We start from the raw sequence: 23,684 nt of genomic DNA on the forward strand, positions 1-23,684 counted from the left end.
TAGGTATGTGGGTAACAGTGTGGTGATCGTCATCGGTATATACGTTCGGATCAGCCAGGACCGGGGAGGTGGTGGGCTGGGTGTTGCTCGCCAACTGGAGGACTGCCGCAGGCTTGCTGACCAGTTGGCTAAGCAACTTGGCGCGACGGTAGTGGTCCGGGTGTACGAGGACAACGACACCTCGGCATATTCAGGCAAGCCTCGACCCAGATACGAGGAGTTACTGAAAGACGTCGAGGCCGGGGTGGTCAACATGGTGATCGCCTGGCACCCCGACCGCTTGCATCGCTCCCCCAAAGAGTTGGAGCGCTACATCGACATATCGGAGAAGTACGGCGTCGTCACCCAAACAGTGCAAGCGGGCGTATGGGATTTGAGCACGCCGTCTGGTCGGATGGTTGCGCGGCAATTGGGTGCGGTCGCGCGCTATGAGTCGGAGCACAAGTCGGCGCGCATCAAACGCGCTCGCTTGCAACAGGCCCACGCAGGCCAGTTCCACGGTGGCATTCGGCCATACGGGTTTGAGAAGGATGGCGTCACGGTCCGCGTCGATGAAGCTGCTGAGATAGCCAGGGTTACGGAGGCGATCGTGACCGGCCAGTCCTTGCGCTCCCTCGTACGGGACCTGAACGAGCGCGGGATTTCCACGGTGACGGCGAAAGGGCCCTGGACCTCCGTGGCGTTAAAGGACATGATCTTGCGCCCACGCAATGCTGGGTTGTCCAGCTACCACGGTGAGATCGTCGGCAACGCCGTCTGGCCCTCCCTCGTGCCCGTCGAGACCTGGCGCGCGGCGTGCGCGATCCTTTCCGATGAGTCTCGGCGTACCAACCATCGTGGTGGTCTGGTTCGGTGGCTGGGTAGCGGGCTGTATGTCTGCGGTGTCTGCAACCAACCAGATCTGCGAGTGGGCGCCAGCACCGCCACGCGGCGTACTTATCGCTGCCGGAGCCGGGAACTGCGCAACGGCACCGGCCACGTGACCCGAGAGGCCTCGGCTCTGGACAGCTTCGTGGAATCGCTGTTGGTGGGCAGGATTTCAGATCCCAGGGTTCTCAAGAAGCTGCGCGAGGTACCCAAGGTCGGCGAGCCAGACACGCGGAGCCTGCGTGTGGAATTGGTGGCGTTGGGCAAGCGCCAAGACAAACTCGGCGAGATGTTCGGCGCCGGCCAGATCAGCGAGCGAACGATGTTGAGCGGCATCCAGGAGGTCGAGAAGCGTAGCGCGGAGATCGCCTCCCAGCTAGCCGTCATCGGTGAGCGGACTCCGCTTGAGGTGTTCACCAGCGCCAATGATGCAGACGACGTCGTCAGGATTTGGTACGGGCCAGATGGCCCCGGTGGTGATCGTGTCGGGGGGTTGTCGCTAGCCGCGCGGCGCGCAATTCTCAAGAGGCTGCTGATTATCACGGTCAACCCTCAAGTGGGTAAGCCCATCCGCCAGCCGGACGGCACCTACCTGGATCGCGACAGCATCGGCGCGGTCTGGAAGTAGATCGGTCAGCGTAGTGGGTCCCGGGCTCCGTGCCTGAGCTGTTCTGCAACTAGGTGGGCATGGGCGAAGCCACGATCGATCCGGTTACGTGTCTCTTCCGATATGTCGCTGAGATTGCGAGCGGTCTCTCGCAGTGCCTCACGGTCCTCGTCGGAGAGTGGCGGTAATGCTGTTGTCACTGGTACTCCTCTCGTAAACCGTTGACTGCACGCCGTTCTAGGAGTCCTCGGTCTTCATTGTCACGTATGTGACTCAGGATCGGATGAGCGACCCTCCGTTCTTTTTTTTCGAATATCCCAGAAGGGTCCGACACAAACGCGGGGCGGTCGTCGAAAGTCTCCATGTAACGCCTCGGTGCTACGCCTGCGAACGGTGCCAACCGATTATCGCTGCCGATGGGGAACATCGCTACGGCTCGGCTCTTCGAATATGGCTCAATGTACTCAACACGCTTGAGACACGCCGAAATCGCATGCTTGTAACAGAGATGACACGGGTAGGTCGTCACGTACAGCGTGCCGCCTCTCGTCGAGATACCCCTCACGGTCGCGTCGTCGATCGCCCGGGCCTCAGCGTGCACTGCACGTTGATACTCAATCACCGACATCAACTCGCCGCGTTTGAGCGCTTTCGCCGCCATCGTGACGGCCTCCTCGCCCACCTCCGCGTGGTCGTCGTGGAGCATACCTGCATCCCGCAGCTTGAGTAGGGTGTCGCGTAGGTTGTCACGTTTGAACTGTTCGCTGGTGTCCCTGCCCTGCAACACATCTGGCTGCTGCCCGACAGGTACATCGTTGTACCCCGTCGCAACAACAGCATCATCAATCACTATGGCTGCGCCGACTTTGCGGCTGGCGGCCAACGACCGCGCGGCACTGGCGCGCGCCACGTACATCGCATACTCGCCGATGGTCGGGGGTATCGGTTCGCCGAAGAGCAATCCGACTATGCGGTCGATATCCTTGTTGATGCTGTTGTTGTGCAAGAAGAAGTCTGCACGAGGAAAAGTCTCATTTACGTTCTGCCCGAACGGATCCTGATCATCGGCATCAATCTCGATCAGCTCCTCGACGATCAAATCCTTTTCTTCTTTGCTCGTTGCTGAGAGGTTGCGCTTCAGCAGGCTGGCACCTCGCTGCTTAAGCGTGCCCTGGGAGCCGATGAGAAGAAATTGGCCGCCGTAAATCTCACGGAGTAGCTCGACTTCGTTCGTCCGCTTCAGCGAGTGCAAGATGTATGCCGTTCGCGGCCGGTTCACTAGCTCAAGGGCAGGACGCTCGTCTCCAACCTGACGCAGCAGCTGAAGCCGCGTCTTCCGGATTTCCCTGACGGCTAACCGGGCTATCGCGTTGGCATCGCCGTTTTCCGTGCAGAACTTGTTGCCGGCCTCGATCAAGCGCTTTATGCGCTTGTCTTCATGCTCTCCAATCGGTGCGGGTTCGCACGGCAGGTGGTCTGACAGCTTTATCACGACCGCGGTGTAGCCACAGTCGGTCAACGCGCCCTGCACAGCATTAGCCAGGTAGGAAGTATTCGTGCCCACCGGGGTGACCAAGCCGATCACCAGTTCCGAATCTTCAACCGCCGACATCGACGGCAAGGATAAACAAAACAGGCCGCGAAAATGCTCAATTGCGATGAATCAGCCTGCTTAGTTTTGCCCGGGGGGGTAAACCTCACCACCTCTGGGGGTGTGGGGGTGGGCGGCACAGTTTGCCCACCCCTACCGGGTCCGCGCCTGTGCCTGGGCAGTATCCGGCCGCGCCACTGACCCTAGGTGGCTGGCGAACTTGCGCCCACGCCCCGTACAGCGGCACTGCGACCCCTACCGGCATAGCCGCCGTGGACCGCCAGATTGGTTCGCTGAGAACTCCGGATTTGGGTTCAAGTGGTCCGCTAAATTCCTTGTGCGCTGGGAATATGCCCGTAGCTTGTTAGGTAGGCGAACAAATTGGTTGTTTGCCAAAACCGAAGGAGATCGAGATGTCGAACACCAGCACAGCCGCAGCCCAGCCCGCCAACCTGCGCGATGCGCGGAAGGAGCTGGCCGAGGCCAAGCGGCGGCACCCGGCAGCTAGCGGCAAGCCCGGGCCAGCCGAGGCCGCGGCGAAGAAGGCACCGGCCAAGGCTGCGCCTGCCAAGGCGGCTCCGGCAAAGAAGGCAGCGCCAGGCGAGGCCAAGAAGTGGATCAGCGAAGCCACCGGTCGCGGCGGCAAGCACAACGTACGTACCACGCCTACCGAGAGCCGGTTCGCCGTCGACGTGGCCGACCCGGACGCCAAGTCGGCGGCTGGCAAGTCCGGCCTGATCTTCAGGTTCTTCGCGACCGAGGAAGCGGCCAAGGCGTTCGCCGACAAGAAAAACGGCGAACGCCTGGACGCCATTGTGGTTCCCGCGACCTCGAAGGAGGCGTGAAGATGATCGCGCTGGCGGTAGCCCTGGTCGGGTTGATGATCGCGCTGGCCGTGCTCGGCTGGGGCATCGTCCGCTGGGTCAGGTCGGTCCAGAAATGAAGCCGAAGCCGATCTCGGCGCTGGTGTGGGAAGCCGAGCGGCCGTTGGCGGAATCCGGGGTGCTGTGGAGCGGTCGGCGGCACGGAGCGATCTGGTCGATCATCAGATGGCTGGTCGACGAATACGAGTCATGGGAATGCTTCGTGGCCCGGCGTTGCGAGGTGTTCTCGTTAGGCCGGTTCGACGATTTCACCGCGCTGTTGACCATGTTGGATTGCGCGGAGGCCAGGTTCGAACACGGAGCGACCGTCGAGCTGCTGAAGGAGGAGCAACGATCATGAAGGAGAAGTGGCAACGGCGCGGCTGGCGAGACCAGCCACGGCGACCGGACGGCAACCTGGGCGCGGACAGGAGTCGAGAGGAGGTGGAGCAGCCGTGGGTTGATCCTGGCGAGATCGAGCGCCACGGCAACCAGGACGCTGACTACTACGGAGATGAGGAGTTCGTCTGACCGAACCAGCACGACCGGGCCGCCGGCCCGGTCGTGCCATGACGCGACGTTCAGCCCGACGCTGGGCTAGCCGAATTTTATTCGTCGTCGTCCCACAACGAGTCCACCTCGTCGCGGTCATCCTCCTCCTTGGCATCCCTGCTAGCTTGCTCGGCCTGCGCCAGCCTGGTCACCTCTGCCACCAGTGCGGGGTCGAGGGTGCGGCTGCGAATGAGATCGCGGGCATACAGGGGCGTTCCCCATTCGAGATCGAATCCGCGATGTTTGAGAATCTGGACGACCCGGTTGAAGCGTGACCCAGAAAGGAATCCTGATATCGCGGCCTCGACCCTGTTCCAACTGAACGAAGGCCCCGGCGACGGCCAGTCGATGTCACCAAGGGCGTTGCGAAGGTCCGTGGCCAGCTGATCGCCGACGGTGGCCAACTCTCTCCGCAGTTCGATCGTGCCTTGCTTGCCAAGGCCTCGCGCCACCTCCAACTGCTTCCCCGCCAGTTCTCTACCAATTGCGATTAGCCGGTCGGGCAGTTCGCCTGCAATCGATTCCAGGAGTTCCTGCTTGTGGCGGTCGACCACCGCACGTTGTTGCGCCTCGGCGTTGCGCGCGGCCTCTAACTTGCGGGCTGTTTCGTCGCTCATGCCGAGGAGCCTAGTGCGACGAACCGACGGATCGAGCGAGCTTCTGCGCGTCCTTTCGGGCGAATGGCTTTGGTGCGAATACTTGCGCCCTAACCCGTTCGCGCTTCCTCTTCTCTGAGCTCGGCCAACACCTTCAACAATGTGCCGACGTGTTCGAAGCAGGCCCCCACTTCATACCGTCGCGTGGTCCCGGCCCGTTGCGGTCTGGCAGTGCACGTCGGCACCAGGCATTCGAGCGCATCGCCGTGGTGGGCCCTCCGCAGCTCCATCATCACGAGACGGCCCTCGGGCCTTGGCTCCCGCACTGCGAGACGCGCGTCCGTATCAAGCCCGAAAATTCACTCATGCGCTGTCTGACGGTTTAGGAATACGGGAGACCGGTGAGCGAAAGAATGGCGCTAGGGCGCTCGACGCAAAGGGCAAGGCGCTCCTCGGCGACGTAGCGCAGAATATTTTCGGTGAAGTCGTTGCCCGAATATCCGATTCGGACTGCGAGCCCTTCCCGAACCGCGACCCGACCGAATTTGGTGGTGTCGAGCAATACCGCAGTTCCATCCGGGCACGTGGTCGTCGGAACGACGCGGATGCCCCAAATTGTCTCGGCCTCATCAAGGGCAGGGTCTTTGGAAACCAGGTACCGGCCGAAACCGTCTTTGGTGCGCCTTAGGGCTGACCAGGTATTCGGTGAAATCACGATCAGGTTGGCCAGGGCCAGCGAGGCCCCGGTGCGCAATTGCGCAATCGCTTTTTCAACCGCATCCAGCGGGTTCTCGTCAGTCGGTGTAGTTGACGACGGGTTCCACGTGGCGGTGAGAATTCCAGGGGTATGGAGGATGCCGACTAGGTGATCGGCGCTGGTGGTATTACCCTGGCCGTTCAGCAGCTCGCTGTTCTCAGTGTCGACGACGCGGCGCACCAATTCGGTGTTGGCTGAGGAAACGAAGGCGTCCCAGTCGTTAATCGCTTCCCAGGACAGACCCATATGGGCGGCGATCTTCTGTACGGGCGTAGTCACCTGGGTCGTGTTGAAAACGATTTCCGGCTTAGCCGTTCCCTCCGGAACAATGGCCGCGGCGCCGGTCACGGAATTGACCTGGATGTATTCCAAACTCGGAGCGTTAACTGCGAATCCGGGGAGGTAATTCAGCAGCCGGATTTCATGAATCGGGAACGTCGGAATTGGGAACAATTGCGCGGGCAGTAAATCGGCCGGCGAATTGAAGTCACGCTTTTCCGGCCGCAGCACCGCGACCTCACGGCGGCTGAGCTTGTCGTGCGCGTCCCGTAGTTGCGACTCGGTGAATGCCAGCGGCGACAGCGCGGCGGCGCTGCCAGGATTGATGCCGCCGAACTTTCCGTTCTGGCGGATTCGCTCCATGAGGGGGTTGTCTTCACCCAGCCGGGCGACCTCGCCGGTTTCGTCGGCGATCCGCTCGTCAATGTCCTTGATGGTGGCTTTGCACTGACTGATTTCGCCCCGGAGTTCGCCAAGCTCGCGAAGCATTGCTTGGACGTTGTCCCGACGCTCAATGCCCGTTTTGTCTAGGCCCCGGCTTTCCAGTTCGGCAGCCGTGCGCTGCACCTTGGCCTTTACGGCATTCTGGCGAGTGACGAGGAGTTGGGTGTGCCGCTTAACCTGGACTTTTTCTGCTTCCAGTTTTTCAATAAGCGCACGGCGCGAAGAAATAGAAGAACTAGTCATTTTTGGCCTGCTCTGAAAAGGCGCCTCAGAATTGGGCGCTACTTATTCGAATTTCGCAGGCGACCGGAAATTCATCCTTTGTCCTCGGCTGGCTCTCCCGGTCGTCTTCGCGTTTCCAGGGCCGTGCTGAGTAGTAACCCGACTAGAAATAATCTAATTCAGGCACAGATAAAAACCGCGCAATTTCTATTTCTTCGGCGTGGCCGCGTTTAAGCGCCGTCTAATTCGTCGAGCTCTTTCTGTAGGGCGCTAATCAATCGGCCGAGGTTCGGGGGAAGATTTGATACGTCGCCAGGCTGACCACGATCGAATTCCAGCGCGGCCAGCTGAGCGGCTTCAAGGGCGTCGAGCAGCATATCGGCGGCGGCGTTCCGCTGCTCATCGGTCCAGTGATAGCCCCGGCCGGAAGGAATTTCAGAATTCGCCATTTTTGTCGCCTAATTCGCAGTGTAAGCCATTTTCCGGCACGCGGTGGCCGTGGATACCCAGGGGCCCTTTTATCGCGGCAGCGTTGGAATGGGCCGGACTTTCGGCAGAATTATCGGTAGCCGCCAGCCGGTAGCGGCCATAGCCGACGCGCTCAATCTGGCCTTCGGCCATCAGCCTTTACAGCGTCTTATTGAGCGATCCTTTGGAAAGGCCGAGCGCAATCATGATGTCGCCGAATTTTGCGCCTGGGTGGTATTCGATAAATTCCCGAATCTTGACGGCATGGGTCAGTTGCGGCCTGGCGTCCGCGGGATCCTCCGGGGCCATTTCGTAGAGACCCTGACGCGGTCGCGACAGTATGCCCGCCTTGACGAGTTCGGTGGTCCGAGAACTTGCGGTCTTTAGGCAAACGTTGGTCGCCGCCGTGATGTCGGCGAGTGTTGCGGTTCCACCCCGCCATGCCATGTACTCAACGATTTTCTGCGCGCACGGCGACAGTTTGAGCCCGGCGATCTTCAGGTGTGCGAAGCCCGCCGCCGTCGCCTCATAAATGCCCGGCTGGACGCGCCGGATATGACCCGCCAACATGAGCCGGACGATGTACGTGCTGACGCTGCCGGGCGGTAAGCCAATGCCCACCCCCGCGTCGCGGGACCCACAGGGGCCAAGGTCGGCGAAGTACCGGAGCAGTGCGATTTCGCGGGTCTCTTTCTGCGCGCGAATCTCTTCCTGCGTCTCGCGTGGGGCTGGCTTGGCGACGATAGCTGGCTCGCCTTCGGCCCACGCGTCGGCGTGTTTTTCATCAGGCACGCCGCCGGCGGCGAACGGGACAGTTTTGAAGCGGCCATCGTGCTCGACAACCACGGAATGCCATCCCGCGCAACCTCTCCCGCACGGAATCTTTTTGGCGGCCCTTTCGGCTTTAGCGTAGGACGGCCACCCGCAGATCCGAGAGGCGACACTAACGCGGAAACAGACGCTAAACGCATAGCCGGTCAAGGGCAGCCGCCGTTCGTCTTCGCCGCCAAGATCGCTTTGAGCTTCAAGAGTTCGGAGTCGCTAAAACGGTCGACATAATGCGACTCCCCAACGCGCCGACCCTGCGCGCGGCGCTCCAAGATGATGTCGGCGGCGACGGCGAGTTCGACGTCGGTCAGCTCCTCGTCGTTCAGCTCAGTCATGGTCGTGACCGTTCGCCAGCCGGGCCAGCCGCCCAGCGACGGCTCTCTTCCTGGTGCCAGTGCATACGGCGCATAAGCTGGTTCCCAGGATTGGTCGTGACCCGCATCCTTCGCATCGCGGCCGGATTGGGCAACTGAGTGAATGGCCATCGGCAACGTGGTCACGCTGGCAGCGGCCGCAGCGGTGTCTGGTCATTCGCCTTCCTTTCGGGGTAATCCGGGATCCCGCTGCGTCGGACGCAAAGCGGAGAGTTGGCAGCCGAAATGGACCGACCGGCCGCGCCGATCTCGCTGACCGCAGGTGACTCTGCCGCCGCAGCACCGGCAAGACGGATATACCCGGCGTCGGGGTGGGGCGACAGAGCACTCGACGCAAATGCTGCCCAGGTTGGTCGATTTGAGGAGAGCGGCGCAGCGCTGGCAGTAGTTCATGCCCATGGGTCGTCATCCAACGGCTCTTGCTTGGGGACACCAGCTGGGAGTGTCCATGGATCTTCGTCTGGGGGTACCAGATGCGAAGCATCTGGGGGGTAGCCGTCATTAATACCGTCATAAGTACCGTCATGGCGGCCATCCAAGGTGGCCGAAGTACGTGTTGAATTTGGCCGGAGTACTTCCGAAAATGGCCGAAGTACTTCCCGAGTAGTTGTGCCATCCAACGTGGCCGAAGTACTTCTAACTACTTCGGCCACGTTGGATGGCCGAAGTAGCAGCTCATACACAGGGGCCTGTGGATTAGCTCCCTGAGAGTTCGAACCCCGCTTGGCGGTGCTTATGAGATTGCGATCATGCAGTGCCCTGATCGCTCGGCGGGCTGTCCTGGGTGACTTTCCCATCGCCGCCGCGATGCGCGACAGCCGCACCTGGCCGAGCCTGGTTGTGTCATAGCACTTCTCGGCGATGGTGACCAAGGCAATGATTTGGCCTTCGGTTAAATCATTGAGGACTCCGGCCTCTCGGGCGTCAATCACGGCACCAACCAATCTTCCCGACATTGAGGGTGGGTCCTTTCCTGCGGCCCAACCCATGCCGATATAGGCTTGAAGGGCTTCCTTCCTTTAATGGTCACGAGCGCCGTCCTTGCAGGGGGCGGCGTTCGTATTTCCCTAGCGGGCTACGCATTTGAACCGTCCGCCCGAATGATCGCGACGATGTCCTCGACGGCGTGATCGCTCAATGGTGGTAGGGCGGCGATGATTTCAGCGACGTATGTATCGATGGCTTGGGATCGGCCTGCCAGCAGTCCTTCGACGTCTCGACGCCGAATTCGGTAGCGGGCAGCGATCTTGGCCGCTGGTAGCTCTTTGCGAGCGATCATCCGGCGCACTGTGGCCTGGCACACGTTCAGCATCGCGGCGGCTTCGGGTACATCTAACGCGGTATTTTCGGCAGCGGGCAACATGTTTGGATCCTCGGGTCGTCAGCGCAGTGCGATCTGCTTACGACCCAAAAGGGGCCAGAATCCCAGAATGTACGACAGTTGCCTGCCGGAAGCTGTACTAGACAATACTTGGCGCAACAAAGAAGTACTGCGATTTACTCTCGGCGCGCCGCCCTAATTGTATTCTGACACAGCGTATTTACCGTGGACGTGTTATAGGTAAAGTCTGGTAAAGACGACCCTGCTCGCCGCGATGCTGGGCGCCGTGCCGGCCACCGAGCGGATCGTGTGTGTCGAGGACGCCGCCGAGTTGGCGCCCCGCCATCCCCATTTGGTCAAGCTCGTCGCGCGCTGCCCCAACGTCGAAGGCGTCGGTGAGGTCCCGGTGCGCGAACTAGTCCGGCAGGCGTTGCGGATGCGGCCCGACCGCATCGTGGTCGGCGAGGTCAGGGGCGCCGAGGTGGTCGATTTGCTGGCGGCGCTGAACACCGGGCACGACGGCGGCGCGGGCACCGTGCACGCCAACAACCCGGGCGAGGTTCCCGCCCGGCTGGAGGCGCTGGGCGCCCTCGGCGGCCTGGGCCGGGCGGCCCTGCACAGCCAGCTCGCCGCGGCGGTGCAGGTGCTGCTCCACGTCGCGCGAGACAGGACCGGTCGCCGCCGGCTCCACGAGATCGCCGTGCTGCGCCAGGTCGACGGGCAGGTGCGGGCGGTCACCGTGTGGCACGCGGACCGCGGCATGACCGACGACGCGGGCGATCTGCATCGGCTGCTGCGCGGCCGGATGCCGGCATGAACGGCCTGGCGGTCGGCGCGCTGCTGTTATCGCTTGCGCTGCTGGTGTTTCCGTCGTCGCCGCGGCGCAGGCTGCGGGCGCCGACACGGGTTCGCCGCCCCCTGGCCGCCCGGGGCGCGGCCGCTTGCGTCGCCTGCGGCCTCACCGCGTCCGCGGTCCTGCTGCCCTGGACGGCGGTCCTCGCCGCGGGGATGGTGGGCGCGACGGTGAGCCTGCGTTACCGTCGTCGCCGCCGGCTCCGGCGGGCCGTGGACGAGGGCCGAGCCCTGGAAACCGCCCTCGACGTACTGGTCGGCGAGTTGCGGACGGGCTCGCACCCGGTGCGCGCGTTCCGCATCGCCGCCGAGGAAACCGTTGGGGCGGTGGGCATGTCGTTGCGGGCGGTTTCGGCGCGGGCCCGATTGGGCGCCGACGTCACGGCGGGCCTGCGCGCGGCGGCGGGATCGTCGGCGCTGCCCGCGCAGTGGGATCGGCTCGCGGTGTGCTGGCAGCTGGCCAGCGATCAGGGGCTGGCGATCGCCACGCTCATGCGTGCCGCGCAGCGTGATATCGCCGAGCGGCAACGCTTTTCGGCTCGAGTGACTTCCGGCATGGCCGGGGCGCGCGCTACGGCGACGATTTTGGCGGTCCTGCCGGTGCTCGGCGTGCTGTTGGGGCAGTTGATCGGGGCGCGCCCGCTGGGCTTCCTGCTGGGCGGGCGCGCCGGGGGCTGGCTGCTCCTGGTCGGCTCAGTGTTGGCTTGCGGCGGGCTGCTGTGGTGCGACCGGATCACCGATCGGCTCGGCGCGTGAACACTTCGGCGGTGCTGCTGGCCGTGGCCTTGTGGATCGGCCCCGGCCCGTCGGTGGTCCGGGCGCGTGCCGGAATCCGGGCGGGTGGCCAATTGCGGCGGAGGTCGCCGCGTCGCGGCCCGGACCCACTGGCGGTCGCCTCCAGCCTCGACGTCCTGGCCGTGTGCCTGGAAGCCGGCATGGCGGTGTCGACGGCCGCGGCGGCGACCGCCCCGTCCGCACCGCCGGGGCTGGCCGCGGTGTTGCGCCGCGCCGCGGATCTGTTGGCGCTTGGCGCGGATCCGGCCGTGGCATGGGCGGTTTCGCCGGGCCCGGCGACCGGGCCGGTCGACGCGCAAATCGATGCACTGCTGCGGCTGGCGCGGCGGTCGGCCGCGTCGGGCGCGGCGCTGGCCCGCGGCGTCGCCGAACTGGCCGACCAATCCCGCCACGAGGCCGCGCACGCGGCGACCGCGGCCGCCGAGCGCGCCGGGGTGCTGATCGCCGGGCCGCTCGGTCTGTGCTTTTTGCCGGCGTTTGTGTGCCTGGGCATCGTCCCGGTGGTCGCGGGGCTGGCCGGTGACGTCTTGCAATCGGGCCTGCTGTGAAAGGAAGGAAAGACATTGATGATCAACAGGTTTCGCGCATTCCTGGCGTGGCTGACCGCGCTGGCGACCGACGAGTCGGGCATGTCCACAGTGGAATACGCCATCGGCACGATAGCCGCGGCCGCGTTCGGCGCGATCCTCTACACCGTGGTCACCGGCGACTCGATCGTCTCGGCGCTGACCAACATCATCGGTCGCGCGCTCAACACCAAGGTCTAGCGGGCTGTGCGGGCGCGAGCACCGTTGAGGCGGCGCTGGCGATCGCCACGCTGGTGGTCGTGCTGGCGCTGTGCCTGGCCGGGGTCACCGCGTTGTCGATGCAGGTGCGCTGCGTCGACGCCGCGCGCGAGGCGGCCCGACTGGCCGCCCGCGGCGACGAACGTTCGGCGCTCGACGCCGCGCGCCGGATCGCGCCGCTCGGGTCGCGGGTCCAGGTGCGCCGGGACGGCGATTTCCTCGTGGCCACCGTGGTCATACACTCGAAACTGTTGCCGTCGTTGGACATTGGGGCGAGGGCGGTCTCGGCGGCCGAGCCGGGCCGATGATCGCGGCTCGGCGACGGTACTGGCCGCCGCTATGGTGGCGGTGCTCTTGTCGGTCACCGGGGCGGGCGCCTACCTCAGCTCGGTGGTGGTGGCACGTCATCGCGCGCAGGCCGCGGCCGACCTGGCCGCGCTGGCCGCGGCCGCCCGGCTTCCCTCCGGCGCCGAGGCGGCGTGCGCCCGCGCCACGGTGGTGGCACGCGAGATGCGAGTCGACGACGCGCGTTGCGCGGTGGACGATCTCGACGTCGTGGTAACCGTCGACGTGCGTGTCGCCTTCGCCGGGGTGGCGCGGGCTGCCGCGCGGGCGGGGCCGGCCTAGTCCGATTCCAGTCCCGCGGCGGCGACTTCTGCCTCGGTCGGCAATCGCAGCGCGACCAGTCCGGCGAACGTGTCGGGTTCGAGCTCCACCCTGTTGACGGTGACGTGCACGGGCACCCAGTCGTCGTCGTGGCCCCGCATGCGCAGCACCCGGCTCGTCGGGCCCTCTACGAATTCCTTTGTCATGGAGGCCCTTAGGTGCTCGTCGTCCGGATGGACCTTGGGTCTGTCCGTTTTGGTCCCGCGCCAGTCGTAGAACGGGCAGGGCTCGTCGAGCCATTTGAGCAGCGCCCAGCTATCCAGGTCGACGAGCGCCCGGTGGACTCCGGCCTGGGCCAGACCGTTGAGGATCCGTTGCGCGAGATCGTCCGTGGACACCATCGGGCCCTTGAGTATCGAGCGCCAGTTCATCGCCCGGGCGATCAGGTGGTCGCGCCCGTCCGGCCCGGGCTCCACGGCGGTGCGGGCGACGAAGCCGATCCGAATGGGATTGCCCTGCCAATCGGCGACGTCCCATGTGCTGCAGATGGTTTGGTCGGGCTTGGCCCGAACGGCCATGGCGAGCACCTTCGTTTCGTTCGGGTTGAGCTCGCGCGAGGGGAGGTCCTCGGCGAAGGCGCGGCCGAAAGTCACCTCGACGTCGGGATTCTTGCCGCTGTTGATCAGCGACTCCCGGGTATCGGTGGCCACGCCGAGGGTGAGGTCCCACTTCAGCGGGCCGGGGATGGGCCGCTCGGACGGGTCGGCGTCGGCCGGCCCGGTCCAGACATGCACGCCGTGGATCTGGCCGTCGGACATCACCACCGGCTCGGTGCGGATGACGCGGTCGCGCTTGGTGGTGATGCTGGTCAGGCTCTGGCCGGTCTGCACCGACTCGGCGATCGCGGTCCGGACGGCGGCGAGATGCGGGCTGCGGCGCAGGAACGTCGTGATCGGGATGAGGTTTTTGAGTTGGCGACCCTGCGCCACGACGGCGGGCTCGCCGCCCAACGTCTCCACGAGCAGCCAGTCGTGGGCCATGGGCGCATTTTACGGCGGCGCGACGGCCGGCCATGCCGGTGCTCGACCGGCGCCGACGGGATTGCGAACGGATCGCATTTCCGCCCATTTGGGGCGCGGCGCGGTGGTACGTTGAAGTTTCCTCAGCAGTGAGGAATGGCGCCCATCACGACGCACGTTCGTGGAGGTCGACCGTTGAGGGGTCGGTCGCCGTCCCGGTATTGCTTGGCGTAAGTCGCTGCCCAACTCAGCCCAATTCCGCGAGCACCAGCCGCAGCACAAGTACGGCGCCGGCCTTGTCCAGTGGATCGTTGCCATTGCCGCATTTTGGGGACTGCACACATGACGGGCATCCATTCGGGCATTCGCACGCCTCGATCGCCGCGGCCGTCGCGCCCAACCAGGTGCGGGCGCGGCGGAATCCGCGCTCGGCGAATCCCGCCCCGCCCGGGTAGCCGTCGTAGACGAAGACGGTGGGCAGCCCGTCGGGACCGATCGCGGTGGACAGGCCGCCGATGTCGCCTCGGTCGCAGCTGGCCACTAGGGGGAGCAGGCCGATGGCCGCGTGTTCGGCGGCGTGCAGCGAACCCGGAACGCGTGTTGCCTCAATACCGTTGCACAGCAATGAATCCGGCGCAATGGTGTACATGGCCGCGGTGGTGGGCAGCACGTGCTCGGGCATGTCCAGCTCGATGAAGTCGATCACCTCCCCGGACATTCGGCGACGCAGGTAGCCCACCACCCGGTGGGTGACGCGGACGGGCACCAAACCCAGCGTGACGGGCCCGAAGGTCAGTCGCTCGCCGGTGCCGGTGACGACGATGTCGGTGAGTTCGCGCGCGAACGTCGCATACCCGGGATCCTCGGCGTGCACGAACGCGATCCCGTCCTCGGTGTCCAGGGAGTCGACGACGTAGGTCTCGCCCTGGTGCAGATAGACCGCGCCGGGGTGCACCGTGGCGGGGGCGCGATCGACACCTGCGCTGCCCAGGAGTCGCCCGGTGTCCGACTCGACGATGACGATCTGGCCGCCCGCCGAGCCGCGGATGTCCACCGCCCCGTGCGGTTGCATCCCGGCAGCCGGGAAGTACTTGTCGTTGCGGCGCCGCAGCAACCCGTCGTCGACCAGGCCCTGGGCCACCTCGATGGCGCCGAAATCCCGGATCTCGATGTCATCCAGCGGCATTTCGGTTGCCGCACAAAGTAGTTGGGGTCCGAGAATGTACGGGTTGGCGGGATCGATGACGACCCGCTCGACCGGCTTGTCCAGCAGCGCCGCCGGGTGGTGGACCAGGTAGGTGTCCAGCGGGTCGTCGCGGGCGATCAGCACGACCAGCGCACCCTGGCCCCGTCGGCCCGACCGGCCGGCCTGCTGCCAGAACGACGCGACCGTCCCCGGGAAACCGGCGAGCACCACCGCGTCCAGTCCGGCGATGTCCACGCCGAGCTCCAGCGCGTTGGTGGTGGCCAGCCCGCGCAGCCGGCCCTCGGCCAGGGCGCGCTCCAGCGCGGTGCGGTCCTCGGCGAGATAACCGGCCCGGTACGACGCCACCTTCGCCGACAGGTCCGGGGCGACGTCCTCGAGCCGCGCCCGCGCACCCAGCGCGGTCAGCTCGGCGGCGCGGCGCGACCGGACGAACGTCAGCGTCTGCGCGCCCTCGGCGATCAGGTCGGCCATCACCCGCGCCGCCTCGGCGCCGGCGGACCGGCGCACCGGCGCACCGTTCTCGCCGGTCAAATCGGTCCGCAACGCGGGTTCCCACAACGCCACCGTCCGCGCGCCCTGCGGCGAGCCGTCCTCGGTGACCTCCGCGACCGGGCGGCCGATCAGCTCGGCGGCCGTCGCGCCCGGCGAATCGGTCGTGGCGCTGGCGAAGACGACGGTGGGTGCCGACGAGTATCGCTCGCACAGCCGCATTAGCCGGCGCAGGACCATCGCCACGTTCGAGCCGAAAACCCCACGGTAGTAATGGCATTCGTCGACGATCACGAAGCGTAGGCCGCGCAACAGGACGGCCCAGCGGGCGTGGTTGCGCAGGATCGACAGATGGATCATGTCGGGGTTGGAAAACAGCCATCGCGAGCGTTCGCGCGCGAAGCGCCGCACCTCGGCCGGGCTGTCGCCGTCGTAGGCGGTGGGTGCAACCCCGAAACCGGGCTCACGCAGCCGGGGAACGGCCGCCGTCAGCGCGTGCGCGGTGCGCAACTGGTCGTGGCCCAGCGCCTTCGTCGGCGACAGGTAGAGCACCCGGGCCCGCGGGTCTGTCGCCAACGCGTTGAGGACGGGAAGCTGATAGGCCAACGACTTGCCCGACGCGGTGCCGGTGCTGATCACCACGTGGCGGCCGGCGTGGGCCAACTCCGCGGCCTGGAACTGGTGTGACCAGGGCGCTTCGACGCCCCGCTCGGCGAACGCGCGAACGACGTCGGGCTCGGCCCACTCCGGCCAGCCGTGGGGTTGGCCGCTGCGCGCGGGCAGCTCGGCGACGTGGCGCAGCGGGCGCTCGGTCGCCGCGGTTCCGGCGAGCGCGACGGCCAGCAGGTCGGCGCCGAAACTCGCCACGTGACACCCTCCAAGCATCCGACTAAGGATCCGTTAAGACGCAAGTCTGTCGCGGACGCGATGAACATGGTTGACTGATTGCGGTCGCAGCTTCTGTGTTCGTGTAAAACTTTCGCAGGAACAACGTTGCGGCCGCGGTTCCTGCGAGGTTATCGGTCGGGTGAAGTTCCGGCGACTACGCGAGGTATGGCGGTCGCAGCTGGCCCGGGGCATCGAAAGGCGGTGCCCCGCACCCATAAGAAAAGGAAAGATCGAGAGATGCCACAGGGAACTGTGAAGTGGTTCAACGCGGAGAAGGGCTTCGGGTTCATCGCTCCCGAAGACGGTTCCGCAGATGTTTTTGTCCACTACACGGAGATCCAGGGTTCGGGCTTCCGCACCCTCGAGGAAAACCAGAAGGTCGAGTTCGAGATCGGCCACAGCCCTAAGGGCCCCCAGGCCACCGGAGTCCGCTCCGTCTGAGACGAGCAGCTTCTCCACGAAACCCCCCGCGCAACTCCGCTCAGCGGAACTCGCCGGGGGGTTTTCGCTTTCCGTTTAGAGCGCCTGAAGGCGAGGACGGTCGACCTGGCCTACTGTCGTTGGCGTGAGCCAGCTTTCCTTCTTCACAGCGGAGTCGGTGCCGCCTGCGGTCGCCGATCTCTCGGGGGTGCTGGCGTCCTCCGGCCAGATCGTGCTGGTCGGCGCTTCGTCCGAAAGCCAGGGTGCCCGCCTTTCGGTGGTCGTGGACCAGCCGTGGCGGGCCGCGGCGCTGGCCGACATGATTCGCGAGGCGGGTCTGACGCCCGAGATCGGCCGCACCGACGAGGACACCCCCTTGGTGAGGACGGCGGTGACCCCCGCGTTGATCACGCTCGCCGCCGAATGGACCCGGGGCGCGGTCAAGACGGTGCCCCCGCGCTGGCTGCCCGGGCCGCGAGAGCTGCGGGCGTGGACGCTGGCGGCCGGCAGCCCGGAGGGCGACCACTATCTGCTGGGCCTGGATCCGCACGCGCCCGACACCCATTCCCCGCTGGCGTCGGCGCTGATGCGCGTCGGGATCGCGCCCACCCTGATCGGGACGCGCGGCGGCCGTCCGGCGCTTCGTATCAGCGGCCGTCGCAGGCTGTCGCGCCTGGTAGAGAACGTGGGGGAACCGCCGGACGCCGCGGAGGCGTTGTCCCTGTGGCCCCGGGTCTAGCCGGGCTTTAGGACCCGTTTTTGGGAAAGCCGGTTTGCGCAGGCCCGCCCGAGGGTGCGAAATTGTCAGATGCCCTGAAGCGAAGGAACGCTCGCGTACCTGATTTCACCGGAATTTCGGACGCTGGCCTGTCATCCTTCCTGCAGGGCGGTCTCGCTAGGGGCCGGGATATACGGATGGAGCGTAAGCGCAGTTGGCTGACCCGAAGCTAGAGGACCGCGTCAGCGGTGGAAATGGGATCCGTAGGCGGCTCGTCATCGTCGAGTCGCCCACCAAGGCGCGCAAACTGGCCGGTTACCTGGGTTCCAGCTACATCGTCGAGTCCTCCCGAGGCCACATCCGCGACCTGCCCCGCGCGGCGGCCGACGTGCCCGCCAAGTTCAAGTCCGAGCCGTGGGCCAGGCTCGGAGTCAACGTCGACGCCGACTTCGAGCCGCTCTACATCATCAGCCCGGAGAAGAAGCACACCGTCAGCGAGCTGAAGGGCCTGCTCAAGGACGTCGACGAGCTCTACCTGGCCACGGATGGTGACCGCGAGGGCGAAGCCATCGCGTGGCACCTGCTGGAAACCCTGAAGCCGAACATCCCGGTCAAGCGGATGGTGTTCCACGAGATCACCGAGCCGGCGATCCTGGAGGCCGCCGAAAACCCCCGCGACCTGGACATCGATCTGGTCGACGCCCAGGAGACGCGCCGCATCCTGGACCGGCTGTACGGCTACGAGGTCAGCCCGGTGCTGTGGAAGAAGGTCGCGCCCAAGCTGTCGGCGGGCCGCGTGCAGTCGGTGGCCACCCGCATCATCGTGCAGCGCGAGCGCGACCGGATGGCGTTCCGCAGCGCGTCGTACTGGGACATCGTCGCCCAGTTGGATGCCAGCGTCTCCGATCCGCAGGCCCAGCCGCCCACCTTCACCGCGCGCCTCACCAACGTGGACGGCCTGCGCGTCGCCACCGGACGCGATTTCGACTCGCTGGGTCAGCTGCGCAAGGCGGACGAGGTCGTCATCCTGGACGAGGCCGCCGCGTCGGAGCTGGCCACCGGATTGCGGGGCGCGCAGCTGTCGGTGGCGTCGGTGGAGGAGAAGCCCTACACCCGGCGCCCGTACGCGCCGTTCATGACGTCGACGCTGCAGCAGGAGGCCGGCCGCAAGCTGCGGTTCTCCTCCGAGCGCACGATGAGCATCGCGCAGCGCCTCTACGAGAACGGCTACATCACTTATATGCGCACCGACTCGACGACCCTGTCGCAGTCGGCGATCAACGCGGCGCGCAACCAGGCGCGTCAGCTCTACGGCGAGGAGTACGTCTCGCCGTCCCCGCGCCAGTACACCCGCAAGGTGAAGAACGCCCAGGAGGCACACGAGGCGATCCGGCCAGCCGGGGAGACCTTCGCGACCCCCGACGCGGTGCGTCGCGAGCTCGACGGCGACGAGTTCCGGCTCTACGAGCTGATCTGGCAGCGCACCGTGGCCTCGCAGATGTCGGACGCGCGCGGCACCACGCTGAGCCTGCGGATCGGCGGCACGGCCGGTGGGCCCGCCGGAGAAAGACAAGTGACGTTCTCCGCCACCGGGCGCACCATCACGTTCGCCGGCTTCCTCAAGGCCTACGTGGAAACGGTGGACGAGCTGGCCGGCGGCGAGGCCGACGACGCCGAGCGCCGGCTGCCCCACCTGACCGAGGGGCAGCGGCTGGAGGCCCTCGAGCTCACCCCCGACGGACACGCCACCAACCCGCCGGCGCGCTACACCGAGGCCTCGCTGGTCAAGGCGCTCGAGGAGCTGGGCATCGGCCGGCCGTCGACCTACTCGTCGATCATCAAGACCATTCAGGACCGCGGCTACGTGTACAAGAAGGGCAGCGCCCTGGTGCCCTCGTGGGTCGCGTTCGCGGTCACCGGTCTGCTGGAACAGCATTTCGGCCGGCTGGTCGACTACGGGTTCACCGCGGCGATGGAAGACGAGCTCGACGCGATCGCGTCGGGCAACGAGCAACGCACCACCTGGCTGAACAACTTCTACTTCGGCGGTGACCACGGGGTGCCGGAGTCGATCGCCCGCTCCGGCGGGCTGAAGAAGCTCGTCGGCGTCAACCTCGAGGGCATCGACGCGCGAGAAGTCAACTCCATCAAGGTGTTTGACGACGCTGAGGGCCGGCCCGTCTATGTCCGGGTGGGCAAGAACGGGCCGTACCTCGAACGCATCGTGACCAACGAGGAGGGCGAGCCCACGCCGCAGCGGGCCAACCTCAACGACTCGCTGACCCCCGACGAGCTGACGCTGGAGGTGGCCGAGGAGCTTTTCGCCACGCCGCAGGAGGGCCGTTCGCTCGGCGTGGACCCCGAGACCGGTCACGAAATCCTCGCCAGGGACGGCCGTTACGGGCCGTACGTGACCGAGGTGCTGCCCGAGCCGCCGCCGGAGGACGGCGACGCGGCCCCGGCCAAGAAGGGCAAGAAGCCCACCGGCCCCAAGCCTCGCACGGGCTCGCTGCTGCGCAGCATGGACCTGCAGACGGTCACCCTCGAGGACGCGCTGAAGCTGCTATCGCTGCCGCGGGTGGTCGGCACCGACCCCGAATCAGGTGAGCCGATCACCGCGCAGAACGGGCGCTACGGCCCATACCTCAAGCGGGGCAACGATTCTCGTTCGCTGGCGACCGAGGACCAGATCTTCGACATCACGCTCGAAGAGGCGCTGAAGATCTACGCCGAGCCCAAACGCCGTGGCCGGCAGAGCGCTTCGGCGCCGCCGCTGCGCGAGCTGGGCACCGACCCGGCGTCGGGCAAGCCGATGGTCATCAAGGACGGCCGGTTCGGGCCGTACGTCACCGACGGCGAGACCAACGCCAGCCTGCGCAAGGGCGACGACGTGCTGTCGATCACCGACGAGCGCGCCGCCGAGCTGCTGGCCGACCGGCGGGCCCGCGGCCCGGCCAAGCGGCCCGCGAAGAAATCCACCCGCAAGGCGCCGGCGCGGCGGGCGACCAAGCGCTAGCCGCGGACGTCGCTCGGGATCTCTTCTTCCACAACGTCTTCCGGAGTGGCCAGCTTGACGGGCCGGGCCAGCTGCGTCGGCGCCGCGCGCCCGCGCAACTCGACGACCTCGCCGACGTCCCAGCACAGCGCCTCGGCATCGAGCGCGCCGCTGACCGCGATCGCCGACGCCAGCACGTGCCCGGCCTCCAGCTTGGCCAGCTCGGTGAGCCGCGCGGCCTCGTTGACCGGGTCGCCGATCACCGTGTACTCGAAACGGGCCTGCGCGCCGATGTGGCCGGCGATGGCCCGGCCGGCCGACACCCCGATCCCGAACTCCGCGTAACCGATCACCGGGAGGAGTTCGTCGTGCAGCTCGCGGGCGGCCGCGAGCGCGCCGCCGGAGGAGTCGGGGTGTTCGATCGGTGCCCCGAAGATGGCCAGCGCCGCGTCGCCCTGAAACTTGTTGACGAACCCGCCGTGCCTGCCGACCGTGTCGACCACGACCCGGAAGAACTCGTTGAGCAGGTGGACGACCTCGGCGGGCGGCCGGGTGGCGGCCAGCTGGGTGGAGCCGACCAGGTCCACGAACAGCACCGCGACGTCGCGCTCCTGGCCGCCCAACTCGGTGCCGCGCTCCAACGCCCGACGGGCCACATCCTCGCCGACGTAACGGCCGAACAGGTCGCGCAGCCGCTGCCGCTCGGACAGGTCGCGCACCATGTCGTTGAACCCGGCCTGCAGCAGGCCCAGCTCGCTGGCGTCGTAGATCTGCATGTGCGCGTTGTAGTTTCCGCGCTGCACCTCCGACAGCGCCCAGCGCAGCTGGCGCAGCGGGTCGGCGATCGACATGGCCACCAACAGGGTGCTGACCAGCCCGATGCCCAAAGCCGCCAACGCCAGCAACAGGATCGGGTTGAACAACTTCTCGGGCGTCGCGTGCAGCAGCGAGGCCTTGTCGGCCACCACCGCCAGCACGATCGCCAGCAGCGGCACCGCGGTGGACAGCATCCAGCTCAGCATCTGGCGCAGGATGACGCCGGGCGCCTTGACGTTCTCCGGCACGCCGCTGCGCAGCGCCGCGACCGCGACCGGCCGCAGCACCCGCTCGGACTGCAGGTAGCCGATGATCGCCGTCGCGGCGGCGCCCAGCGCCGTGGCGACCGCGACGACGGGCGCGGTGTACTTGGCCACCGACCAGCTGGCGATGATGAACACCACGCCGCCGATGCACCAGTTCGCCAAGCTGGTGATCGTTCGGTAGTACGGCATGCGCAGCGCGCGGCTGCGGGCGACTTCGGTGGCGGCCGGATCGGCCTCGGCCAGCAGGTTGTCGCGGCGCTGCCAGCGGAACACCGGCAACATCAGGCGCAGGTTGAACGCGATCCCCGCGAGGAACAGGAACACCACCACGCTGATGAAGACGGCCAGGCTGACCGGCGGCAGGTCCTGCAGCTGGATGCGGTCCTGGGGCGGCAGGCCGTAGCGCAGGAAGCCCAGCACGAAAAGGCCGCCGATGATGTCGGCCTGCAGCATGCTCAGCGCGAACAGCGGCCACGGGGTGCGCACCACCCACCGGGCGAACGCGCTGATCCGCCCGGGCAGTGCTGCCTCGGTTGCCACCAATCCACCGTATCGGGCAGGGCGGACTTGGCGGAAAACAATAAGCATCTCGGCAAGTCGCCGATATCTGCCCAAACGGGCCGGAATGTAACGGATGCGTCGCGATACGGTGGCCGATCGGTATCTGTCCGCCGGTGTCACTACTGTTGCCGGTGATGTCCGGGGTGTTTACGCGGCTGGTAGGCCAAGAGGCCGTGGTGACCACGCTGCTCTCCGCGGCCCGCGCGGCCCGCGGTGATCCGGCTCACAGCGATCCGGCCGACGGGACTATGACACATGCGTGGCTGATCACCGGCCCGCCGGGGTCCGGCCGTTCGGTGGCCGCGCTGTGTTTCGCGGCCGCCCTGCAATGCACTTCGGATGGGGAGCCGGGGTGCGGGCAGTGCCGGGCCTGCACGACGACCATGGCCGGCACCCACGCCGACGTGCGGCGGGTGATCCCCGAGGGCCTGTCCATCGGCGTCGACGAGATGCGCGCCATCGTGCAGATCGCTTCGCGCCGCCCGACGACCGGGCACCGGCAGATCGTGGTCATCGAGGACGCCGACCGGCTGACCGAGGGCGCCGCCAATGCGCTGCTGAAGGTGGTCGAGGAACCCCCGCCGTCGACCGTGTTCCTGCTGTGCGCGCCGTCGGTGGACCCCGAGGACATCGCGGTCACGCTGCGATCCCGGTGCCGCCACGTCGCGCTGGTGACCCCGCCGACCGAGGCGATCGCGCGGGTCCTGGTCGACAGCGACGGCCTGGACGCGGATACCGCCGACTGGGCCGCGTCGGTCAGCGGCGGGCACGTGGGGCGGGCGCGCCGGCTGGCCACCGACTCCGAGGCGCGGGAGCGACGGGAGCGGGCGCTGGGTCTGGTGCGCGACGCCGCGACCCCGTCGCGCGCCTACGCCGCAGCCGAGGAGCTGGTGGCCGCCACCGAGGCCGAGGCCGTGGTCCTGACCGCGGACCGGGCGGAGGCCGAGACCGAGGAGCTGCGGACGGCGCTCGGTGCGGGCGGCACGGGCAAGGGCACCGCGGGCGCGATGCGGGGTGCCACCGGCGCGATCAAAGACCTTGAGCGACGCCAGAAGTCGCGCCAGACGCGGGCGTCGCGCGATGCCCTGGACCGGGCGCTGATCGACCTCGCGACGTACTTCCGCGACGCGCTTCTGGTGTCGGCGAACGCCGGCGGCGTCCAGGCCAACCACCCGGACATGGCCGAGCGGGTGGCGGCCCTGGCCGCGCACGCCTCGCCCGAGAAGCTGCTGCGTTGCATCGAGGCAGTGCTCGAGTGCCGCGAGGCGCTGGCGGTCAACGTCAAACCCAAGTTCGCGGTCGACGCGATGGTCGCCACCTTCGGCCAGGAACTGCGGGATTGACCTCCGGCGACTTGGGCGGGCCGGGCCGCCTGCCGTAGACTCGTGCCGCCCGTCGGGGCACGCCACCTTAGCTCAGTCGGTAGAGCGGCTCACTCGTAATGAGCAGGTCAGGAGTTCGATTCTCCTAGGTGGCTCCATTTTCCTGACGAACGTGC

At 66.5% G+C, this 23,684-nt stretch carries 24 protein-coding genes, 1 tRNA gene and 1 pseudogene; 15 read left to right on the top strand and 11 right to left on the bottom strand.

All coding sequences use genetic code 11. The features are described 5' to 3' along the window. Positions 1–7: 7 nt before the first annotated feature. The gene (locus AC5Y7V_RS18540; protein WP_499881497.1) at positions 8–1,495 is read left to right on the top strand and encodes a recombinase family protein; all 1,488 of its coding nucleotides are present in this window, start codon (positions 8–10) and stop codon (positions 1,493–1,495) included. 175 nt (positions 1,496–1,670) lie between these two features. Here AC5Y7V_RS18540 and AC5Y7V_RS18545 read toward each other — a convergent pair whose 3' ends face one another. Further along, positions 1,671–3,086, bottom strand: a complete 1,416-nt coding sequence (locus AC5Y7V_RS18545) for a deaminase (RefSeq protein ID WP_499881498.1) — start codon at positions 3,084–3,086, stop codon at positions 1,671–1,673. A gap of 392 nt (positions 3,087–3,478) precedes the next feature. Here AC5Y7V_RS18545 and AC5Y7V_RS18550 point away from each other — a divergent pair, with 392 nt between their 5' ends. The 3 genes from AC5Y7V_RS18550 (at position 3,479) to AC5Y7V_RS18560 (ending at position 4,459) form a co-directional block, all read left to right on the top strand. Then, positions 3,479–3,910: a hypothetical protein gene (locus AC5Y7V_RS18550; RefSeq protein ID WP_499881499.1), complete on the top strand. Its 432-nt coding sequence runs from the start codon at positions 3,479–3,481 to the stop codon at positions 3,908–3,910. A 94-nt stretch (positions 3,911–4,004) separates the two neighbouring features. Continuing rightward, on the top strand, positions 4,005–4,289 hold the full coding sequence (locus AC5Y7V_RS18555; protein WP_499881500.1) for a hypothetical protein: 285 nt from the start codon (positions 4,005–4,007) through the stop codon (positions 4,287–4,289). Further along, entirely contained in the window at positions 4,286–4,459 is a 174-nt protein-coding gene (locus tag AC5Y7V_RS18560) for a hypothetical protein (RefSeq protein WP_499881501.1), read from the top strand. The genes AC5Y7V_RS18555 and AC5Y7V_RS18560 overlap by 4 nt, the downstream gene beginning before the upstream one ends. 77 nt (positions 4,460–4,536) lie before the next feature. Here the strand turns inward: AC5Y7V_RS18560 and AC5Y7V_RS18565 are convergent, their stop codons facing one another. The 7 genes from AC5Y7V_RS18565 to AC5Y7V_RS18595 form a co-directional block, all read right to left on the bottom strand. Further along, positions 4,537–5,097: a hypothetical protein gene (locus AC5Y7V_RS18565; protein WP_499881502.1), complete on the bottom strand. Its 561-nt coding sequence runs from the start codon at positions 5,095–5,097 to the stop codon at positions 4,537–4,539. 361 nt (positions 5,098–5,458) lie between these two features. Then, positions 5,459–6,799, bottom strand: a complete 1,341-nt coding sequence (locus tag AC5Y7V_RS18570; RefSeq protein WP_499881503.1) for a phage major capsid protein — start codon at positions 6,797–6,799, stop codon at positions 5,459–5,461. Between the two features lie 209 nt (positions 6,800–7,008). Continuing rightward, a complete protein-coding gene (locus AC5Y7V_RS18575) occupies positions 7,009–7,227 on the bottom strand; it encodes a hypothetical protein (protein WP_499881504.1) in 219 nt (72 codons plus the stop codon). Then, positions 7,214–7,399 (bottom strand): hypothetical protein, encoded by a 186-nt coding sequence (locus tag AC5Y7V_RS18580; RefSeq protein ID WP_499881505.1) that lies wholly within the window; start codon positions 7,397–7,399, stop codon positions 7,214–7,216. The genes AC5Y7V_RS18575 and AC5Y7V_RS18580 overlap by 14 nt, the downstream gene beginning before the upstream one ends. A 6-nt stretch (positions 7,400–7,405) precedes the next feature. Then, complete coding sequence (locus tag AC5Y7V_RS18585; RefSeq protein WP_499881506.1) at positions 7,406–8,092, bottom strand: type IV toxin-antitoxin system AbiEi family antitoxin domain-containing protein; 687 nt, start codon at positions 8,090–8,092, stop codon at positions 7,406–7,408. 131 nt (positions 8,093–8,223) lie between these two features. After that, on the bottom strand, positions 8,224–8,574 hold the full coding sequence (locus tag AC5Y7V_RS18590) for a hypothetical protein (protein WP_499881507.1): 351 nt from the start codon (positions 8,572–8,574) through the stop codon (positions 8,224–8,226). 949 nt (positions 8,575–9,523) lie between these two features. Further along, positions 9,524–9,811 carry a helix-turn-helix domain-containing protein gene (locus AC5Y7V_RS18595; protein ID WP_499881508.1) on the bottom strand — a complete coding sequence of 96 codons (288 nt, stop codon included), beginning with the start codon at positions 9,809–9,811 and terminating at the stop codon, positions 9,524–9,526. Positions 9,812–10,022: 211 nt separating this feature from the next. Here AC5Y7V_RS18595 and AC5Y7V_RS18600 point away from each other — a divergent pair. The 6 genes and pseudogenes from AC5Y7V_RS18600 to AC5Y7V_RS18625 all read left to right on the top strand — a co-directional run. Further along, a pseudogene (locus tag AC5Y7V_RS18600) lies at positions 10,023–10,586 on the top strand (ATPase, T2SS/T4P/T4SS family); the annotation flags it as partial. Then, positions 10,583–11,377 carry a type II secretion system F family protein gene (locus AC5Y7V_RS18605; protein WP_499881509.1) on the top strand — a complete coding sequence of 265 codons (795 nt, stop codon included), beginning with the start codon at positions 10,583–10,585 and terminating at the stop codon, positions 11,375–11,377. The pseudogene AC5Y7V_RS18600 and the gene AC5Y7V_RS18605, both read left to right, overlap by 4 nt. After that, complete coding sequence (locus AC5Y7V_RS18610) at positions 11,374–11,964, top strand: type II secretion system F family protein (RefSeq protein WP_499881510.1); 591 nt, start codon at positions 11,374–11,376, stop codon at positions 11,962–11,964. The genes AC5Y7V_RS18605 and AC5Y7V_RS18610 overlap by 4 nt, the downstream gene beginning before the upstream one ends. A gap of 18 nt (positions 11,965–11,982) precedes the next feature. Beyond that, positions 11,983–12,183 carry a DUF4244 domain-containing protein gene (locus tag AC5Y7V_RS18615; protein WP_499881511.1) on the top strand — a complete coding sequence of 67 codons (201 nt, stop codon included), beginning with the start codon at positions 11,983–11,985 and terminating at the stop codon, positions 12,181–12,183. A 35-nt stretch (positions 12,184–12,218) separates the two neighbouring features. Continuing rightward, entirely contained in the window at positions 12,219–12,509 is a 291-nt protein-coding gene (locus tag AC5Y7V_RS18620) for a TadE family type IV pilus minor pilin (RefSeq protein WP_499881782.1), read from the top strand. 31 nt (positions 12,510–12,540) lie between these two features. Further along, positions 12,541–12,828, top strand: a complete 288-nt coding sequence (locus AC5Y7V_RS18625) for an Rv3654c family TadE-like protein (RefSeq protein WP_499881512.1) — start codon at positions 12,541–12,543, stop codon at positions 12,826–12,828. Here the strand turns inward: AC5Y7V_RS18625 and AC5Y7V_RS18630 are convergent. Together AC5Y7V_RS18630 and AC5Y7V_RS18635 are read right to left on the bottom strand one after the other, a co-directional pair. Further along, on the bottom strand, positions 12,825–13,847 hold the full coding sequence (locus AC5Y7V_RS18630; RefSeq protein ID WP_499881513.1) for a PAS domain-containing protein: 1,023 nt from the start codon (positions 13,845–13,847) through the stop codon (positions 12,825–12,827). The genes AC5Y7V_RS18625 and AC5Y7V_RS18630 overlap by 4 nt on opposite strands. A 226-nt stretch (positions 13,848–14,073) precedes the next feature. After that, complete coding sequence (locus AC5Y7V_RS18635; RefSeq protein ID WP_499881514.1) at positions 14,074–16,389, bottom strand: DEAD/DEAH box helicase; 2,316 nt, start codon at positions 16,387–16,389, stop codon at positions 14,074–14,076. A gap of 258 nt (positions 16,390–16,647) precedes the next feature. On the opposite strand from AC5Y7V_RS18635, the gene cspA reads away from it, so the two are divergent. The 3 genes from cspA (at position 16,648) to topA (ending at position 20,564) form a co-directional block, all read left to right on the top strand. Beyond that, on the top strand, positions 16,648–16,851 hold the full coding sequence (gene cspA / locus AC5Y7V_RS18640) for a cold shock protein CspA (protein ID WP_007166602.1): 204 nt from the start codon (positions 16,648–16,650) through the stop codon (positions 16,849–16,851). A gap of 124 nt (positions 16,852–16,975) precedes the next feature. Further along, on the top strand, positions 16,976–17,569 hold the full coding sequence (locus AC5Y7V_RS18645) for a hypothetical protein (protein WP_499881515.1): 594 nt from the start codon (positions 16,976–16,978) through the stop codon (positions 17,567–17,569). A gap of 193 nt (positions 17,570–17,762) precedes the next feature. Then, positions 17,763–20,564: a type I DNA topoisomerase gene (topA, locus tag AC5Y7V_RS18650; RefSeq protein WP_499881516.1), complete on the top strand. Its 2,802-nt coding sequence runs from the start codon at positions 17,763–17,765 to the stop codon at positions 20,562–20,564. On the opposite strand, the gene AC5Y7V_RS18655 is transcribed toward topA, so the two are convergent. Next, the gene (locus AC5Y7V_RS18655; protein ID WP_499881517.1) at positions 20,561–22,213 is read right to left on the bottom strand and encodes an adenylate/guanylate cyclase domain-containing protein; all 1,653 of its coding nucleotides are present in this window, start codon (positions 22,211–22,213) and stop codon (positions 20,561–20,563) included. The two genes, topA and AC5Y7V_RS18655, sit on opposite strands and share 4 nt — an antisense overlap. Before the next feature lie 107 nt (positions 22,214–22,320). On the opposite strand from AC5Y7V_RS18655, the gene AC5Y7V_RS18660 reads away from it, so the two are divergent. Next, a complete protein-coding gene (locus tag AC5Y7V_RS18660) occupies positions 22,321–23,529 on the top strand; it encodes a DNA polymerase III subunit delta' (RefSeq protein ID WP_499881518.1) in 1,209 nt (402 codons plus the stop codon). 61 nt (positions 23,530–23,590) lie between these two features. Beyond that, positions 23,591–23,666 (top strand) — tRNA-Thr (locus AC5Y7V_RS18665). The last annotated feature ends 18 nt before the right edge of the window (positions 23,667–23,684 follow it).

This window comes from Mycobacterium sp. NGS34 (genome assembly GCF_059812845.1).